General features: G+C 54.1%; 17 protein-coding genes. 8 read left to right on the plus strand and 9 right to left on the minus strand.

Annotation, left to right across the window (positions count from 1 at the left end; genetic code table 11):
• Positions 1-19 precede the first annotated feature (19 nt).
• Together DD586_RS00440 and DD586_RS00445 are read left to right on the plus strand one after the other, a co-directional pair.
• Positions 20-1,375 carry an MATE family efflux transporter gene (locus DD586_RS00440; RefSeq protein WP_012882839.1) on the plus strand — a complete coding sequence of 452 codons (1,356 nt, stop codon included), beginning with the start codon at positions 20-22 and terminating at the stop codon, positions 1,373-1,375.
• A complete protein-coding gene (locus tag DD586_RS00445; RefSeq protein ID WP_012882840.1) occupies positions 1,362-2,393 on the plus strand; it encodes an alpha/beta hydrolase in 1,032 nt (343 codons plus the stop codon). The genes DD586_RS00440 and DD586_RS00445 overlap by 14 nt, the downstream gene beginning before the upstream one ends.
• A gap of 109 nt (positions 2,394-2,502) precedes the next feature.
• Here DD586_RS00445 and vfmE read toward each other — a convergent pair whose 3' ends face one another.
• Positions 2,503-3,066 (minus strand): AraC family transcriptional regulator VfmE, encoded by a 564-nt coding sequence (gene vfmE / locus DD586_RS00450; protein WP_012882841.1) that lies wholly within the window; start codon positions 3,064-3,066, stop codon positions 2,503-2,505.
• Between the two features lie 287 nt (positions 3,067-3,353).
• On the opposite strand from vfmE, the gene DD586_RS22345 reads away from it, so the two are divergent.
• The 6 genes from DD586_RS22345 to DD586_RS00475 all read left to right on the plus strand — a co-directional run bounded on the left by DD586_RS22345 (position 3,354) and on the right by DD586_RS00475 (position 10,428).
• A complete protein-coding gene (locus tag DD586_RS22345) occupies positions 3,354-3,485 on the plus strand; it encodes a hypothetical protein (protein ID WP_264183318.1) in 132 nt (43 codons plus the stop codon).
• Between the two features lie 147 nt (positions 3,486-3,632).
• Positions 3,633-4,340 carry an ABC transporter ATP-binding protein gene (locus tag DD586_RS00455; protein ID WP_012882842.1) on the plus strand — a complete coding sequence of 236 codons (708 nt, stop codon included), beginning with the start codon at positions 3,633-3,635 and terminating at the stop codon, positions 4,338-4,340.
• 4 nt (positions 4,341-4,344) lie between these two features.
• Positions 4,345-6,786 (plus strand): ABC transporter permease, encoded by a 2,442-nt coding sequence (locus tag DD586_RS00460; protein ID WP_012882843.1) that lies wholly within the window; start codon positions 4,345-4,347, stop codon positions 6,784-6,786.
• Positions 6,787-6,985: 199 nt separating this feature from the next.
• Entirely contained in the window at positions 6,986-8,386 is a 1,401-nt protein-coding gene (gene vfmH, locus DD586_RS00465; RefSeq protein ID WP_012882844.1) for a two-component system response regulator VfmH, read from the plus strand.
• Positions 8,379-9,698 carry a two-component system sensor histidine kinase VfmI gene (gene vfmI, locus DD586_RS00470; RefSeq protein WP_012882845.1) on the plus strand — a complete coding sequence of 440 codons (1,320 nt, stop codon included), beginning with the start codon at positions 8,379-8,381 and terminating at the stop codon, positions 9,696-9,698. The genes vfmH and vfmI overlap by 8 nt, the downstream gene beginning before the upstream one ends.
• A complete protein-coding gene (locus DD586_RS00475; RefSeq protein ID WP_228669730.1) occupies positions 9,667-10,428 on the plus strand; it encodes a 4'-phosphopantetheinyl transferase family protein in 762 nt (253 codons plus the stop codon). Before vfmI ends, DD586_RS00475 begins: the two co-directional genes overlap by 32 nt.
• Positions 10,429-10,477: 49 nt before the next feature.
• On the opposite strand, the gene DD586_RS00480 is transcribed toward DD586_RS00475, so the two are convergent.
• The 8 genes from DD586_RS00480 to DD586_RS00515 form a co-directional block, all read right to left on the minus strand.
• Positions 10,478-11,140 carry a GIN domain-containing protein gene (locus tag DD586_RS00480; RefSeq protein WP_012882847.1) on the minus strand — a complete coding sequence of 221 codons (663 nt, stop codon included), beginning with the start codon at positions 11,138-11,140 and terminating at the stop codon, positions 10,478-10,480.
• 303 nt (positions 11,141-11,443) lie between these two features.
• A complete protein-coding gene (locus DD586_RS00485; RefSeq protein WP_012882848.1) occupies positions 11,444-12,394 on the minus strand; it encodes a beta-ketoacyl-[acyl-carrier-protein] synthase family protein in 951 nt (316 codons plus the stop codon).
• Entirely contained in the window at positions 12,394-13,251 is an 858-nt protein-coding gene (locus DD586_RS00490) for a hypothetical protein (protein WP_012882849.1), read from the minus strand. The genes DD586_RS00485 and DD586_RS00490 overlap by 1 nt, the downstream gene beginning before the upstream one ends.
• Positions 13,235-14,371: an acyl-CoA dehydrogenase family protein gene (locus tag DD586_RS00495; RefSeq protein ID WP_012882850.1), complete on the minus strand. Its 1,137-nt coding sequence runs from the start codon at positions 14,369-14,371 to the stop codon at positions 13,235-13,237. Before DD586_RS00495 ends, DD586_RS00490 begins: the two co-directional genes overlap by 17 nt.
• 100 nt (positions 14,372-14,471) lie before the next feature.
• Positions 14,472-15,395, minus strand: coding sequence for a 3-oxoacyl-[acyl-carrier-protein] synthase III C-terminal domain-containing protein (locus tag DD586_RS00500; RefSeq protein ID WP_012882851.1), 924 nt, complete (start codon positions 15,393-15,395; stop codon positions 14,472-14,474).
• A gap of 93 nt (positions 15,396-15,488) precedes the next feature.
• Positions 15,489-16,022, minus strand: a complete 534-nt coding sequence (locus DD586_RS00505; protein WP_012882852.1) for a hypothetical protein — start codon at positions 16,020-16,022, stop codon at positions 15,489-15,491.
• On the minus strand, positions 16,003-17,136 hold the full coding sequence (locus DD586_RS00510) for an acyl-CoA dehydrogenase family protein (RefSeq protein WP_012882853.1): 1,134 nt from the start codon (positions 17,134-17,136) through the stop codon (positions 16,003-16,005). The genes DD586_RS00505 and DD586_RS00510 overlap by 20 nt, the downstream gene beginning before the upstream one ends.
• Positions 17,133-17,564, minus strand: coding sequence for a VOC family protein (locus tag DD586_RS00515; RefSeq protein WP_012882854.1), 432 nt, complete (start codon positions 17,562-17,564; stop codon positions 17,133-17,135). Before DD586_RS00515 ends, DD586_RS00510 begins: the two co-directional genes overlap by 4 nt.
• Positions 17,565-17,604 lie beyond the last annotated feature (40 nt).

Consider the following 17,604-nt stretch of genomic DNA (forward strand, 5'->3'; position numbering starts at 1 on the left):
GAAACGAGGGTGGGGAACGATGAGCCTGATCTCGCGTGTGATGTCCAGAGCTGCCCCAGCTGCGAGCGGGGATATACGGCAGATAGTGGCGTTAGCGTGGCCGATGATGGTGACCGCGGTGGTGGTGTCGTTATCTCAGAATATGCAGATTGCGATTTTGGGCAATGGCGCGGAAAGCCAGACGTTGCTGACGCTCTCTTTTTTACAGCCGTTCAACTTTCTGTTTATCGCTATTCTGGAATGTCTGGCGATCACTAATCAGGTGTTCAGCGCCCGCTCACGCCATGACTGGCCACGACAGCGCATCTGGCATAGTACGTTGTTGTTAGGGGCTCTAGGCTTAGTGGTGACGGCACTGGCGGCACTGGTATGCCGCGTGTTGGCGTTGCCGTTGTCAGACTGGATGAACAGCCCGGATCTGGCATTAATGCGAACCGCCGCACCGGAGTATCTGCTATCCATGACGCCGTTTCTGGCGCTGGAGATGTGTAACGCCGCGTTGCGTGGGCAGGGGCGCACTGTGTCGGCCATGACGCTGATGTGCAGCTATGTGCTGCTGAGCGCGGCGGGATGTTATCTGGGATTCCATGTCTACCAGCTTGGCTTTGAGGCGGTGTTGCTGGCCAATAGCCTTCCGGCACTGGTGTTGCTGCCTGCTGCGCTGTGGTCGTTGCGTCAGGCGGCCAAACCGGTACCGGATGAGCGGCCGCGGGCGTTTGCACCGCGTTTGCTGGCGTTGCTGGCTAACGCCGGGCTGCCGGTCGGTTTTTCCATGCTGGTGGTGTTCTTTAGCTCAATGGTTCTCTTTCCGCTAGTGGCCGCACTGGGGGCAGGTTTCCTGCCCGCTTTCCTGATCGTGATAAAACTGCGGGCTTTTTTCATCATTCCTGCGGTGGCGACTGGGTCCGCGATTGCGATTTTGCTCAATCAGCGCCGCCACACCCACCCGGCATCACAGCTGGTAGCGTTGCTGAATAATGGTGTCTGGCTGATTGTGTTGGCCTATCTGGCGCTGACCCTTGGCATATGCTGGGCGCGCAACGGCATTCTGGCCGGTTTTTCCAACGACGAGGTCATTCGGCAATCCAGCCAGATACTGTTGTGGTTGCTCTTGCCGACATTCTTTCTCACCTCGCTGGTGGCAGCGTTACAGACGTTGCTGGAGCAGGTGGATCGGGGAAGACGGGTATTGCTGTTCACGCTGGTGCTGGAGTTGCTGATGGTGGCGGTCGCGTTGGGCGCTCACCGCTATTTTAGCGATATACAGACGATTGCCGGTTTGATCGTCGCGTTCAGTCTGGCGTATGCGGTGGTATTCCTGCGTGAGTACCGGTTGCTGGCTTGCGCGCTGGGAGAACAGGATGCTGCTGTATAACCTGTGCTATCCGCTGATGTGGCTGGCGACGTTGGTGCAATACAATTATTACCGCGTGCTGGTGAAGCTAAAGCGTCGGCCGTCGCTGCTGCTTAAAGTGCACATCAAGCCGGAAACCCATTATGTCCGGCTATGCCGTGCATTGCGTCTGGCGGATTTGTGGCTGTTGGAGCGTTGTTCTCTGCATCTGGCGGCGCGCTATCTATTGTGTTTATTTGAGACCACACGTTATATCGCCTACAAGCAGGTCGATCATGAGTATCTGGCCAGTTTTCGGCAGGAAAAAATCTGCTTTCAGCATCAGACGGTGTATGTGTTTCGCTGGGTGCCGCCGCCTGTGGATACGCCGACAAAAACCGTGTTGCTGGTGCACGGCTGGGAAGGGCGCGGCATCATGCTCCGACCGTTGTGTGAGGCGCTAAAAGCGCAGGGATACGCGGTGATCATGCCGGATCTGCTGGCGCATGGGCTGTCTGACGGAAAGCGGGTGTCCAATTATGAACTGGCCAGTCTGCTTATCCAGATGGAGCGGCGTTATGGGCCGTTTTACGCGGTGGTTGGGCATTCCAGCGGTGGTTTGGTGTGTAGCTTGGCACTGGCACAAGGGCTGGCGGCGCAGCGCTTGGTGTTGCTGGCCAGCCCGGACAATTTTGGCAGCATGATCGACAGGTTTCTGGCGGGGGCATCGGTATCGGCATCGCTGGCCGTCCCCATGAAAGCCATTTATGCGCAGCGTTTTGGCTTTCATCCCGACTGGGTGGGTGAGGCGTTGTACCGCACGCTGGATTGCCCGACGCTGATTTGTCATGACTGGCAGGACGCACGGGTTTGCCCTGATGTGGCTGATGCTATCCATCAGGCGCTTGCCCGCAGCGAGCTTTTCTACACCCGTGGGCTGGGGCATTTGGGGATTTTACGCAGCCCACTGGTACACCGGCGTATTCTGGCGTTTTTAGCGGATGCGAATGCCGGAACCGACGCGCAGGTAAAGCCACTTATTGATCGTGTCGCGTCATAATGTGGTAACGCGCGGCATTGATGGTATCGAAGCCAGGGCAACAGTGTTTTGCTGGTGCGCAAACGCAAGCCCGCCATGCGTCATATCATGGCGGGCGTAAGGTAGGGCGTTAATTACAGAGATTATGAATGTTGTCCAGCAGCACATGGCGAGAAAACAGATGACGCTGTTTGCCGAAAATGATGTCAAAGCTCATGTTCTGCAGGGTGCGCGGTGAATCGTTTTCCCGCTCCAGCGACACGGTTTTACGGTACTTCAGCGGCGCGATATTGTACGTCTTGGTAAAGCAACGCGAGAAGTGTGGCAGCGATGAAAATCCGCAAGCGTAACAAATATCGGTGAGCGACCAATTGGGCGAAATATGAATAATCTCTTTGGCCAGTGTCAGCCTGACACGCCAAATCCAGCGCATCGGCGTAATGTTATACACCTGGTTGAAGAGACGACAGATATCGAATTTTGATTTACCGCTGACCGCTTCAAGATCTTCCAGCGTAATATTGTTGCCGATATTGTCGATGATATAGTCAATAATTCCCGCCAGGCTGGTCGCTTTATTGTTCGCTGCGAGTGTTTTGCGCAGGTTAGGGTGACGACGATACATGTCCTGAATCAGGTTATTGTTAAAAATATCGTTATCTACGGTATGGGCAAAGGTGTTCTGTAAGCTCATGGTGTCATCCCAAAAAAATAGATTCCCCGTGTCTGGTCCAGCTAAATCCAAAAATCCTTACAGCGGCGAATTCAGTGGTTGATTATTGTCCCTTGGTCAGACGTACGATCTGTCTAACGCAAATTGTGTGCCATGTTGTTATTGCTTGTTTTTAAAGGGAAATGCTTACGCCTACCTATAAGTGATCCCATTAATGGGACGAGAGCGTGCCGAACATGGGATTTTTCGTCTCGTAATTGGTCTGTGGATGCGGCTTACCTGCGGCGTGAGCAGTGTAGGGGCGTGGTATGGGCGAGAGCTCGGTTCCGGTAGCGGTGGACAGCTATCCGTTGATTCGCCTGCCCGCCGGGATAAAGCAGGATGGAAATGGTGTTCGGGAAGGGTGTCAGGGGAATAGTTGGTATGATTTGTGCTGCTAAATTAAGAAAAAGCGGAGCCCGTTTTGCGGATAACCTGTGTATTTTGGACGCATTTTTAAAACCAGAGATAAAAGTGAGTGGTCTACAGCCTGTAAGATACCCTCGGTCTCAGGAAGGCTGACTCTATTTATACACTGAGGATTTCCCATGACGGTGCTGGTTCAACTTGATAATGTGCATAAAATTTTTCTTACCGATGAAATTGAAACGCATGCCCTTAGCAAGATAAACCTTTCTATTCACTCGGGAGAGTACGTCTCCATCGCGGGGCCGTCCGGCTGCGGGAAATCGACACTGCTGTCCATCATGGGGCTGTTGGATACGCCCACAGAGGGGCAATACCGGTTGAATGGTACCGATGTTGAACGCATCAGCCGCCGGGAAATGGCCCGGCTGCGTAATCGGGAAATCGGCTTTATTTTTCAGTCGTTTAATCTGATCAGTGATTTAACCATCGCGGAAAACGTCGCGTTGCCGCTCACTTACCGTAATGACCTGTCGCGTGCGGAACAGAAAGCGCGGGTGATTCAGGCGCTGGAGAAAGTCAACATGTCGCATCGGGTGCGGCATTATCCCTCGCAACTTTCCGGTGGCCAGCAACAGCGGGTCGCTGTAGCGCGGGCGATTGTCGGCAAACCGTCACTACTGCTGGCGGATGAGCCGACCGGCAACCTGGATTCCGCCAACGCTGAGGCGGTGATGAATATTCTGGATGAATTGCATCAGGACGGCGCGACCATCTGCATTGTCACCCATGATCCCCGTTCCGCCATGCGCGCCCAGCGTACCATTGTCCTGTCCGACGGGCAGGTCGTGGCAGATGGTGAGAATGGACAATTGCGTCAGGCGGTATAGTACGATGAATTTCTGGTTCGATATCCGTTACGCCCTGCGACTGCTGCTTAAAAGCCCGGGATTTAGCGTGCTGACCATTACCGTTATGGCTTGCGGGTTGGGGCTGGCGCTCTATATGTATTCCGTCATCAATACCATCATGTACAAAACGCTGCCGTACCCGAAAGGGGAAGGTATGGTGATGGTGACGCCGACAATGGACGGTGAAAGCCTGAATGATTCGGGGCTAAATTTTCTGGATTATGAACTTATTCGGCAAAAAGCGACGAAACTGACAGATATAAGCTACTTCTATGCGGATTATGTTGATCTAAAAGATGAGGAAAAGGCGGTTCGATATATTGCAGTGTATAACACACCGGATATGTTTAGTTATACCGGTGTCACCCCTTTTATTGGGCGAGCTTTCACCCAGGATGACATGCAATCTGGCGCCGAGCCGGTGGCGGTGATCAGCTACCAGCTGTGGCAAAGTTACTTTAATAGCCGTAGCGATATTCTTAATCAGACCGTCAAAGTAAACGGTATCAATACCCGTGTAGTCGGTGTGATGCCCAAGGGATTTGCTTTTCCTTTCTATCATGATCTGTGGCTTCCTTCACGCCTTGAGCCCAAGCTTTTTCCTGACCGGGAACAGGCACCGGAGGTATTTGTCTATGGACGACTATCAACAGGTGTCAAGACGGCGGTTGCCCGCCACGAACTGCAGGGACTAATGCAGCAGGTTGCTTACCAGTACCCTAAGGCTGGAAAGAGTATTTCCGCTAATGTTTTGTCTTTTCAGGAGAGTTTTACCGGGGAAGAGACCGCTCAAACTTTCTTCGTTATGTTGTCGGCCGTAGGTTTTATCTTGTTGCTCGCCTGTTTCAACGTTGGCAACCTGTTGCTGGCGCGCTCAAACCAACGCACCCGAGAAATCGCTATTCGGATGGCGTTAGGTTCGCCAACGTCCCGGCTGGTGATGCAGATGCTGTGGGAGAGCCTGATTATCAGTTCCATCGCGGGCGTCATTGGTGTGCTGTTGGCTTCGTGGGGCCTGGATATTACCAATTATATCTTCCCTAAATTCGTACCGAATAAGGTGCCAGTGTGGTGGCATCTGTCACTGGATGGTGATGTCATTCTGGATGCTGTTGTTCTGATCTTGGCGACAGCGTTGATTACCAGCGCGTTACCAGCATGGAAAATTGCCAATGGTAAATTTGCCTATGCGTTGCGTGATGGTGCTAACAGTGATCAAGGACGCAAGATCGGGCGTTTTAGTCGGTCGTTGGTGGTCATTGAGGTAGCCCTGTCCTGTTCGATACTCTGTATTAGCGTATTACTATTATTTCTGGTGATGCGTGCGACTAAAGCTGATTATGGTGTGCCGCTCGATCATTTTTTGGTTTCTAAAATCGATGTCGATCAGGAAAGTTATCCAGATGATGATAGCCGCCGGAAACTGTATTCCAGTTTGATCGAGCAGATTAATGCTATCCCGGGTGTACAAGCCACCGCTATTACATCCAGCACGCCAGGCCAATTCACTTTTCCTCATCAGGTAGTCACAGAAAGTATGGAACAAGAGGGGCAGGAAGCCTTGTCCTATTCACTGGTGAATGATGTGCGCGTCATGCCCGGTAGCCTTGCCACCATGGGCGTAACATTGCTCAGTGGGCGTGAGTTTACTCGTCGTGATACTGATACTTCCCCTCCGGTTGCTGTTGTCAGTGATTCGTTTATCCAGAAATATTGGCCGCATGAAAAAACAGTGATTGGGAAGCGGCTACGTTTTCGGGATGGTAATGATTACCGCTGGTTTACCGTCGTGGGGGTGGTTTCACATATTATCCATGGGCGACCGTTTAGCGAATTCAAAACGCGTCCGACGGTTTATCGTTCCCTGATGCAGATTCAGCAGGTCAATTCGTCGCTGACCATAATGCTTAAAGCTCCGCAACCGCAACGGTTTTCAAAGCCGCTAATGAACGTACTTAATTCGTTAGGTCCGGTAATAGACAGTGCCCCGCCGCAGACGCTGAGTGAACAACTAACACGTAATACGGTAGGTGTGCAGTTTGTCACCAATTTGTTCCTGTTGTTTGGTGCCGCGGCTATGGTGCTTGCAGCCAGCGGTATTTATGGTGTGACGCAGCATGCTATAAACCAGCGTACCCAAGAAATCGGTATCCGGCAGGCGTTGGGGGCAACACCAACCCGATTACTTCGCATGCTCATGTTTTCCGGACTTCGGCAGTTATTTGCTGGGCTGGCACTAGGGCTTCCACTCGCGATATTTGCCGCGCCTAAAATTAACCGAGTGTATGGCGATGGTGGCGGTAACTTCATGCTGCTGTTTGGCGGTGTGGCCTTGTTTATCGTAATTATCGTCGCACTGGCCACCTGGATCCCATCCCGACGTGTCATCATGATGAAACCGGGTGATGCGATACGCTATGAATAAACGGAGCAGGCGGTATGCTGCCTGTAGCACCGAAATGTGCGCTCATGGCAGGATACCGGCTGGCACTCCAGTTTCCCGCAACAGAGCCGTTAATAGTTACCACAGATCGATTATGCTGTAAGGGCATCACCGCAGGGGTTGCCTGCGGTGCCACCTGTTAGTGTAAATTTCAGTATGAACCAGAGTGATAAGGACCCGTATGGCGGATAAGCAACATATCCTCATTGTTGATGACGACGCACATATTCTGGCCAGCTTGCAGATGTTACTGTCCATGGAAGGGTATCAGGTCACACTGTGTTCTGCCGTTGAGCAAGTGCCTGTTCAGCTATCCCAGCACGATTTCGATTTGATCCTGATGGATATGAACTATCAGCGCGATACCACATCCGGGCAGGAAGGGCTGGTATTGCTCGAAGAGATCAAACGGTATGACGAGTATCTGCCGGTTGTCGCGATGACGGGCTGGGGAAGTGTCGATATCGCAGTCAGCGCCATGCGGGCGGGTGCGGTCGATTTCATCCAGAAACCCTGGGACAACGAGCGGCTGTTGAATGTTATTCGTCAGCAAATCTCCTTTAGCCTCAGTCAGCGTTCCGGTAAGCGGCTGAAAGAAGAAAACAAACTGCTCAAGCTGGAGCTGGAAGACAACTTCAATGGCGAGTGGGTCGTGGAATCCGCGCCAATGAAGCAGTTGATGCGGGTGGTGGAGCAGGTAGCCGCAACCGAGACCAACATCCTGATTCTGGGCGAAAATGGTACAGGCAAAAGTCTGCTGGCCCGGGTGATTCATCAGCTGTCTTCACGCCGTGACGAGAACATGGTGTCGGTGAACATGGGGTGTATCAACGAAAACCTGTTCGAAAGCGAGATGTTCGGTCATGTGAAAGGCGCGTTTACCGATGCGCGGGAAAGCCGTGTCGGGCGTTTCGAACTGGCGGACAAAGGGACACTGTTTCTGGATGAGGTAGGTAACCTGCCGCTGACCCAGCAAAGTAAATTGTTGCGTATTCTTGAGGAGCGGAGCTTTGAACGGGTTGGGTCATCCCGCACACTGAAGACCAATTGCCGGGTCATTGCTGCGACGAACGCCGACCTCGGTGCCAGAGTGGTGGAGGGGACGTTCCGACAGGATCTGTATTACCGTCTTAATACCATTGAGCTACGAGTGCCGTCGCTGGCGGAACGGCAGCAGGACATTATGCCGCTGGCGCTGAACTTCATTGAGCGATACGCCCGAAAATACAATAAGTCGGCGCCGGGACTCAGTTCGTCCGGACAGGCGGCGTTATATGGATACCACTGGCCGGGGAATATCCGCGAACTGAGCCACTTACTGGAACGGGCGGTGCTGCTGTGCGGATCGTCACGGCTAAACAGTGACGATATTTTTCCGTCACTCCCCACTGCGCCGCAAAAAATGGCGAAAGCCGAGCCGGAGTTCTCTTCCGATGCGACGCTGGCCGATATTGAAGAACGTCTGCTGTGTCAGCGTATGGCGAAATTTGACGGCAACGCCATCAAGGCTGCCCGCTCGCTGGGACTGAGTCGCAGTGCGTTCTATCGACGACTGGAAAAGTACAAAATTAACCATGAGTAAACTCGACTCCTCTTTTGAGCCTCCTCACCTGTTGTCATTCAATGTCGCAGCGATTGCGGGTTTGCTGGGGTATTTCCTGCTATGGCTGTTCCCCGATCAGTCGGTGTATCTTAAGGTACTGACAGTATTTATTATTTTTCTTTGTCTGATCTACAGCAGCTTTACGTTTTCTGAACGTCTGAATGGCAAAATCCATGTTGTGTCTAACCTGTTGGAAGCGCTGGAGCAGGAGAATTTCAGCCTGCGCGGTGTGACCAAGGGCAAAAGTGCGTTTGATAATCTGATCCGCCAGATTAACCAGCTTTCCGGTGCGATGGCGCGCAGCCGTCAGCAGCAAAAAGAAACCTACTATGTGCTGCATAAGGTGATCTCCAATATCAACATCAGCGTATTTGCGCTGGATGCAGAGCGTCGCATCATCTGGTGTAACGATGCGGCGGCGGCGTTGATCAATAAACCGTTGTCGTTACTGGTTGGGCAGCCGGCGGCAGAATTCGGCCTGGAGGGGTTGTTGCAGCAACCATCCGATGCCGAGCCCGTTGACTGGCGTTTTCCTGGGACTCGCGGCATGTTCCAGATTCGCCACGATTCCTTTATTGAAGATGGCCGACAAAACCACCTGTTATTTATCAGTGACGTGAGCAAACTGCTGCGTAACGAAGAGCAGAAAACCTGGCAGAACCTGCTGCGGGTGATTAGCCATGAGATTAATAACTCGCTGACGCCGATCGCCTCCATCAGCCAGACGTTGTTACAGGTATTCCGTAAGGATAACTCGCACCCGTCAGCGCCGGATCTGGTCAATGGGATGGAGATTATCAACAATCGTGCCCGCGAATTGATCACGTTTGTTGGCAGCTATCGTCAGTTAAATCGCCTGCCACCGGCGAACAAGCAGCCGTGTGATATCGCCGGGTTAATGATGCAAATGACGATGCTGTTCCCGCAGCGTAAGCTCGTTTTTGCCGGTGAAGCGCCGCAGCAGGTGATGGTTGATGCCAATCAAATGCAGCAGATGTTCATCAACCTGCTCAAAAATGCCGATGAGGCGATGCCGCCGGGGCAGGGGGAAATTGTGCTGCGTTGGAAAGCGATTGCCCGACAGTTGCACATCGAGATTATCGATCAGGGTAAAGGGGTCGCGAATATCGAAAACCTGTTCGTACCGTTTTATACCACCAAAACGCATGGCAGCGGCATTGGTCTGATTTTGTGTCGGCAGATTGTTGAAGGGCATGACGGACACCTGACGTTGGAGAACCGTAAGGATGCAGAAGGCTGTGTCGTCAATATCTTCCTGCCGTTGGGATGACCTGACGGCAAGAACGTGGCCGTACCCCCATTGTGTGGTGGTATCGCGTGCGCGAGAACCGGACCCGACGATCGTGATGCAAGCGCGTCAGGCCTGCGGTCTCGCGACTGATGCGCCGTTAACATCGCGTCAACTGGCAGAAGGCATGCTGCGTCTTTTGCTGGCACCATTATGCCAGCAGGATGCTTCTGCACTGTGTTTTGCGCGCAACCCGTATGGCAAACCGTTCTTACCACAGCACCCGGCTATTCAGTTCAATCTGTCCCATACCCGTAGCGCTTTCGCGTTTGCTTTTGCGCGTTACAGTCAGGTCGGCGTGGATGTCGAAAGTTGTCAGGGGCAGGCTGACCGTAAACGGGCCGTCGCGAAACGCTTTTTTCACCCTGATGAAATCCGCTGGCTGGAATCGCTTGATGACGTGCAATTTCTGTCGGCATTTACCCGCTTGTGGAGCCGTAAAGAGGCTTATATCAAAGCGCTGGGGATGGGGTTACACAAGCCGCTGGAGTCATTTAGCTGTCTGGCTGACCATCAAGGCGCACTCCAGGTGAGGGATTCCGGATGTGTGATTGCATGCAAACTGAGTGAGGAATGGATCGAGGGAGAACCGGCCGTCGCGTTGAGCTGTTGTCTGTTACCCGATGCATCGACTGACGCGGATGCATGGCGCTTATTGCTATTACAGGATGAAACACCACAAAATAACAGGACTGACTACAAGGTGAGCTGAGCACTGGATGCGTGCTGGCGCAATGAGACGCTGTCGGCTACCTCAGTAGCTAGCAACCATCATGCTCGACCAGTCCGGCGATACCATTGCTGGTCTGAACCAGCGTGTCTGGCGCGACCCGTACTCTGGCGCCTGTCGTGATAGTGCCGCTTAACTGTCGTACCTGACATAATCGTGCATCAACACCCATCGCGATATTCACGACGGCTTCTTGTGCCGAAAATGCCTGTTCATGGGATGTTTTTTCATGGGCGTTAAACGAGGCTCCCATCGCCAGCGACAAATCGAGCCGACGCGTTGTCCCCGCGACATTGACCGCTGTCCCCATACTGCCGTTGACCGCGAAGGAATCCGGTGAAACCGCACAGGCGGGGATGGACATCGTGACACCAGACTGCGCCTTAACCACCGTGATCGGCGCGCTGACCGTTATCCTGACTGTCGCGTCATGATCACGCAGGATGCTGTCATCGCTGGCGTGGTTTTCTATGACTAAACTCTGACCCTGGGGGCGGATGACCAGCTTCTCCAGAACATCCTGTCTGGCGCTGGTCTCCACGCGGTATCCATTACCGCAAACCAGTGTGACATTCAGGCCACGGCTGACATCCAATGTCGTAAAGGAGGGCACATCCACGTTTTGCTGATTCGTTGGTGAACAGGCCACCGTCAATGGCAGCAGTACCAACGCGGAACAAAGCAGCGCTTTCATTCCTCTCTCCTTTTCCGTCGCTATCCTTATCTGCCAGCCTGATATCCTTATCAGGAGGGAACCCGCGGCCAGCCAATCCTTGTCTGGCCAATCCGTCCGATCATTCATCCATAGTACCGGGCGGTGCGGGGCAGTTACGTCCTTGTCTCTTATCGTTGGCAAGCCAACGAAAGCTTTCCCTGATTGCTATTATGCATAGCAGAATTATCCATTGTTGTCTGAGATTGAGAGTTTCCCTAATAAATACGATTAAATGTTGTTCTAAGCCATCCGGCTAATCACACCGGGCTAAACCGCAAGGCATCAACCCGGCACGCCGGTATGGCTGATCCGACAACTGCCGATCCAGGCCCCCAGACCGACGGACAGCATGACATGCGGCTTGCCGGAGCGGATAGCGGGCAAGGCGGCGTGCAATAACAGCAGTGGATCGGTGGTGTAGCAATGGCCGATATCCGGCATCAGGCCCAGTGCGATATTTTCCAGCGGGTGCTGGTGACGACGGGAATAGTTGAGCCAGCTTAACCGATTGACGTTGTGGGGGAGTATAGATAATTGATGTCGCTCTACATCTGGCAGCTGTGAAAGCGCCCCCCATAGCGCGGTATTGACCATGTCGTCGTGAGCGAGATAAAAAGCCTTCAATGCCTCGTCACTGCCGTACAATCCTTCATGAAATTCTGTACGTTGCGTCATGAAGACGGGATCCAGTTGTAGCCCGCCAGGTTCTGATTCCAGCAATAATGCGGCGAAAGCATCTCCAGCAAGCGAGCAACCCGGTACATAACGCTCTTGTATCGGGTAGGCGGCAAAGGTATCGCCAGCAATAATCACCACCCGTTCTGCCCGTTGTTGCGATAACAGCCGTTGCGCCAGATCCAGTGCCCAGAATAGCGTCGCGCAGTTTTGCTGGTCCAGTTCGTAGCAAGGCGCATGTGCATGAATAAAGGGATGTTCACGGCCAAGCTGAGTCAGCCAGTGGGACTGTTCTGCCGACTGAACCGGCATGCCATGTGCGTAAATCAGTACATCAGCCGGGCGTTCGGGGTGTGCCGACTGGTGTTGTAATTCACTGAGCAGCCGATGGAATACCGACGCCAGCGGTATGTCATTATCGAGAGCGGCGACGTGTCGGAAGCCGAACAACTGCGAAAAGACCCGGGCTTCCGATGCGCTGGCACCCGCAGCCTGAATGATGTCGCTGGCACTCAGCCGACGCTCTGGTATCCAGGTAACAAAATGGGTCAGACGCACTATTCCAATCCTTGCAGAGCGACAGCGCTGAGCATGTCCTGATAGTGAACCAATAGCAGATAATCGCAGCCTGGCTGGTAATTTTCCGCCAACGCGACAAACGGTGCGGCACAGACCAAATGCGGATTGGTGGCGATGCCATTCATGGATGGCGGCAAGGTCGCCAGCAATAGCGGTTCTGCCACCACGCACAGGCGGTTTCGCTGTAGATCAAAACGCTGGCATAAGGCCGTGACGGTTTGCGGCAATGTCTGCGCTGTGGGTTGGGGATGACGGCAGAAGCCTCGGTAATGCAGTGCGCGCTCATGACAACAGACGGAAAACAGGCAGGCGTTATTTTCCGGGGCGATCGAGTTGAGCAAATCAGAATGGTATGGCAGGTTGCTTTGGTCGGCTACCAACAACAGCGAGTCGTGGTTATCTTCACGCTGGCAGTTGGCAATACTGGAGAGTGCAAACAGTGCCGCGTCCGGACCGCGATCGCTGATAGTCAGCGCCAGACAGGCCGGTAATCTCAGCGATTCAATAACATAGTTAATCACCGAACTGCCAAGATGCAGGTCCGGCGTCCAGTGTGCCATCAGCACACTGTCAATATGCGACAGATCGTTTCTGGCCCGGTAAACCGGCAGTAACTGGTTGATCATATTGATGAACGCTGTCATATCGCTGGTCTGGCTACCGTGTTGCAGATTGGCCAGCCGTTCATGCCAGTCAAGCCCGTTACTGGCGAAAAACCGAGAGGCATAGCTGTGCCAATAGTACTCCTGCGCCGGGCTTATCGCCTGTCGCGGCATACTGATGGGCGCTGTAAAGCTGCGGTGCAGTATTGACCGTGGGTCAAGATACGTGGGCACAGACGCCTCCCCTGGCGGTATAGCAGCGGAAGCTGTTCATCAGGTGAATATTGGCGGTACCTTCCATATATTCAAATGCCAGTGCGTCACGACAACGGCGGCGTAACGATGTGTCTTCCAGCCAGGCTTGTTCGCTCAACAGGTGCGGCATACGATGTGCAACCGTTTCCACGAACAGCGTGCAGTGCCGTTTGAGCTGGCTGGTGGTGTGATAGTGTGATTGACCTGACTGGTAGCGCACGGCGATGTCCGACAATTGCCGACGCAGCAGGTGGTAAGTTCGCCACTGCTGGGCACGCCAGAGCTGTTGGTCGGCCGTTAAAGGGGCGTTATCCAACACCTGTAGCAGCCCGTAGGCGGTGCCGAGCGCCATCGCGCTAACCATCGGGCGGTGGCGTTCAAACACTTGTCCCAGCGCGGCCAGCCCTTGATTGAGCCCTTTGCGGTCATGACCCAGAATCCGGTCCGGTGTGACAGCGAGTCCGTTAATTTCGAGTTCCGTCAGGTTGGAGCCCTGTAATCCGAACTGTTGCAGCGGCGTGATAGTCATATGGGATGCGGCCTGTTCCGGCTCGACCATGACCAGCAGTTGGCGGTTATCTTCACGGGCGAAAACTAGCCCGACGGATGCCAGCTGCCCGCCACCGATAAATTTCTTACGGGCATTCAGTATGTAACCGTTTTCTGTCGGCGTCAGTAGCGAGGCGATCGATTGTGTATCGGAACCGACATCCGGCTCGGTAACGGCAAAAAACGCCCAGCAAGGTGGCCTATTAAAGCGGGAAAAGAAGAACGCCTGTTGTTCCGGCGTACCCAGTGTCGCCACCGCTCGCGCTGACAGCGACGCCCCAGGCAACATCATCAAACCGCTGGCGTCAAAGCGGCTCAGGTATTCCAGCATATCGATGTGATCGCTGTAGTGGCAGGCCTGATAGTCCCACTGTCGAAAGGGAATAAACTCGGATGGGATGCCGATATAGGCGATGGTATAAAGCAGTTCATCCTCAAGACAGGACAGTGCCTGCTGACGATCGGATTCTACCTGATTGGCGGCGTGCCGTAATTTTTCGCCCAGTGCATCCAATTCTGTTAATACATTCCTGAACGTAAGCGCTTTCATGAGCTGTCCTGTTAGTCGAGTCGCAAAACATACCATTCGCACGATAACTATGTACCTTATCGGGAATAACGGCGGTGAATTGTCCGGTATTGCAATTAGGTCAAATTTCAATCAGCAGCGATGAGTAGGTGGCACCCAACCCGACGCTGACCAGCAATACGGTATCGCCTTTGTGCAGGCGCTGCTGTTGCTGCAACTGGTGCAAATTAATAAACGGATCGGCGCCAAAGCAGTGGCCATAACGCGGGACATTTTCCAGAAAGATTTTTTCCCGTGGAAAATGCATCAATTGCGCCAGACGATGCCATGACGCCAGGTTGACGTTATGCGGTGCTATCCAGTCGACACGGTCCATGGTGATCCCCGCTTTGTCGAGCGCTGCCTGCAGGTGCTGGCGGGTAAAATCCACATAATGTTGTCCAAAATCTGATGTTTCATGTTCATCAGCGCCTTGCTGGATACTGAAGCGGCCATCCTGACCAGTGTAGCGGCTGAGGATGGTAGGACCGTTACCATTACGGGTCAGTAATACTGCACAGGCTGCTTCACCCATCAGTGTCGTGTCTTTGATCAGTTTGACCCTGGGGTGAAACGCTTTCTCGCCGATCAGCATCAAACCAAAAGCGCCGGGTGAGAGCTGCCGGAGTAACCATTCCGCTGCGGTCAGTGGGGTGGCGCAGTGGCCCATGGTCAGGCTGGCAAACTCGGTCTGGCGTGGGAAACGCCCCAGCCATGAAGGGGTCAGGCTGGCGGTGTCGAACACCCGTACACAGGGAACGGTATGACAGTGCACAACATGGCTGATGGCGGAGAAAGCCTGCGGCTGGTTATGTTGTATCTGGTCGACAACCGGCGTCAGTAGATCGTCCAGCGTGCCGGGGCCGCTGTGAAAACGGCGTAGTCCGTAAAAGCGGTCAAACATGCGGACATCGAGTCGACTCAGGCCGACTTCCTGCGCGACATCCTCCAGCGACTGAATGTTGGGGGGAAATGCGATTTCTATCGCTTCAATGTGTCCCAGCACAAGTACGCTCCTGACAGTGGGCAAGGCGGAAAAACGCGAGCAGCGGGTCCGGCGTCGTGGTAAGGGGCATAAGCATGGTCGCGGTGGATAACGTTAGCGCGGGTAAAACCGGCAGTAGCGGTAGGTGACCGGTTGCGCGTCGGCACACGGGCTGACACGACTCAACGGATCGTTCAGGTAGAGTACGGCGCCATCGTGATCCAGCAACGTGCAGGCCAGATCGCGCTCGGCCAGTGCCTGCCCCTGAGCCTTGATCCCCAGACTGCGATGAAAGCCGGGTGCGGCATAGAGCAGGCTTTGCAACAGTGGGGTGCGAAACTGGGGCGGCACGCCATGATACTCATAGAGCAAGATGCTGTTGGCATGGCGGGCACAAAAATGGCGGCAGAGTGTGATCACCTCGGCGGCGTGCAGGCCGGATTCATCACTGTGAACCGGCTGGTGCAAAAACCAGGGAATGTCAGGGTTGGCGTCATTCAGGGCAAACCAGGGCAACAGCAAGGCATGCTGTTCTGCGGTGAGCGGTATGGCACGGGTGGCTACCGTCAGACTGCCGACTTCCTGTGCTACCGAATGGCTAATGGGGGAAATAACGGGAGCTTCCACACTATGCCCCCCGATAACCATGATTAATCAAGTGGATGAAGGTCGTGCCTTCGGTGTACTCAAAGGCCTTCACGTCACGCCAGGCTTTCGCCAGACGGGGATACTCGCCTAGTGCGGCAGGTGGCGCATGATGAATCGCGGCCATCACCACGTGCTCGGCTACCCGGGTGGCGGTAATTTTTGCCAGCCCGGCGTCGCGCCCGCAGTTTTCACCTTGTTCAAAACGCTCACAGACCATGCGTACCTGAGCCATCGCGGCCTGCAATTGGCGTCGGGCTTTCAGTAACCAGGCAGCACGTGGTGTAGACCAACGCTGTTGCAAGGTGAGATCGAGGACGGAACGGGCGATACCGAGCGCGATAGCACCGACGCAAGGGCGTAATGAATCGAACGTTACCATCGCGGAACGGGCAAAACGCTCGGTCGGCTTCAGGTGTTGTCCCAGTAACGCACTGTCCGGTACGAACACATCACGAAGCCTCAGGTGCGATACGTTGCAGCCGGGTATACCGTTGATGGGGATACGTTCGGCGAACACACCATCCTGATGGCGTGGTGAAAACGTGAAGACATTGATGCCGAGTGGGCCGGATGCCGTACGGGCAAACAGTACGCCGGTATCGGCAATGACACCGTTGCCAATCAGATACTTCTCGCCGTTGATCAGCCAGCCGCCCTCCACCTTGACGGCGTTGGTCTGGATTTGCTGAGCGTCGCTGCCGGCTTCCGGTTCGGTCATGGCAAAACAGCTCCAGGTCAGCTCGCGATTAAACTGGGAGAAGAATGCATCACGCTGTTCCTGGTTGCCCATGTTCTCGACGACCAGCGCCGCCATACCGGGGCCAGGGGCGGCGAATAGCAGGTTCGGGTCGATATAACCGAACGATTCATAGGCCTCGCAACGCAGGGGTAACGGCAGCATCCGCAGGGCGTCACCCTGTTCCTCCAGCCAACAGGTTGGCTGGTAATCCGCGGGGACACCCAGCGTATTAAGCATGGGGGCCAGTGAGTATTGCGCCGTCAGGCGCGCTTTCTCTGGGGCAACGTCGATTTGCCCGCCAAGGTGGCGCCCTTCAGACACGGTGTCTTCAATCAGGCGCTTTAAGGGCAAAAGGAAGCGAGCGTAATCATTCACGCGGTTTCTCCTTGTGCGATCAGGCTGGTACTGCCGGACATGATCTCCATGATGCCTGCCTCCGGTTTGTACAGATGACTGGCCAGCGGTCCTTGTGGGTAGGCATGGAACGGGCGCGTCAGCGCCAGCCAGCCATCTGCACGCAACTGCTGGTATTTCTGGTTGAAGTCATCGACTTCAAAACAAATGTGGTACGGCAGGCAATCTTTGCGTTCTTTGTCCAGCATGCCGCTTAACAGCCGGTTTTCCGGCAGCGGCTCCACCAGTTCGATCTGCATATCCTGACGGGTGGTATTCATGAAGGTGACGTAAATCTGCTGGGCGCTGACTTTCTTGCGATACACCGTGATCTGGGGGAAAAAAGCCGTCATCGCAGCGATAGTCGCGTCACTATCTTTGACGATATATCCAAGATGGCTGAATTTCATGACTTTTCTCCCATCAATGCCGTTTGTAACAGACTACCGG

The organism is Dickeya parazeae Ech586, assembly GCF_000025065.1.
Classification (GTDB): domain Bacteria; phylum Pseudomonadota; class Gammaproteobacteria; order Enterobacterales; family Enterobacteriaceae; genus Dickeya; species Dickeya zeae.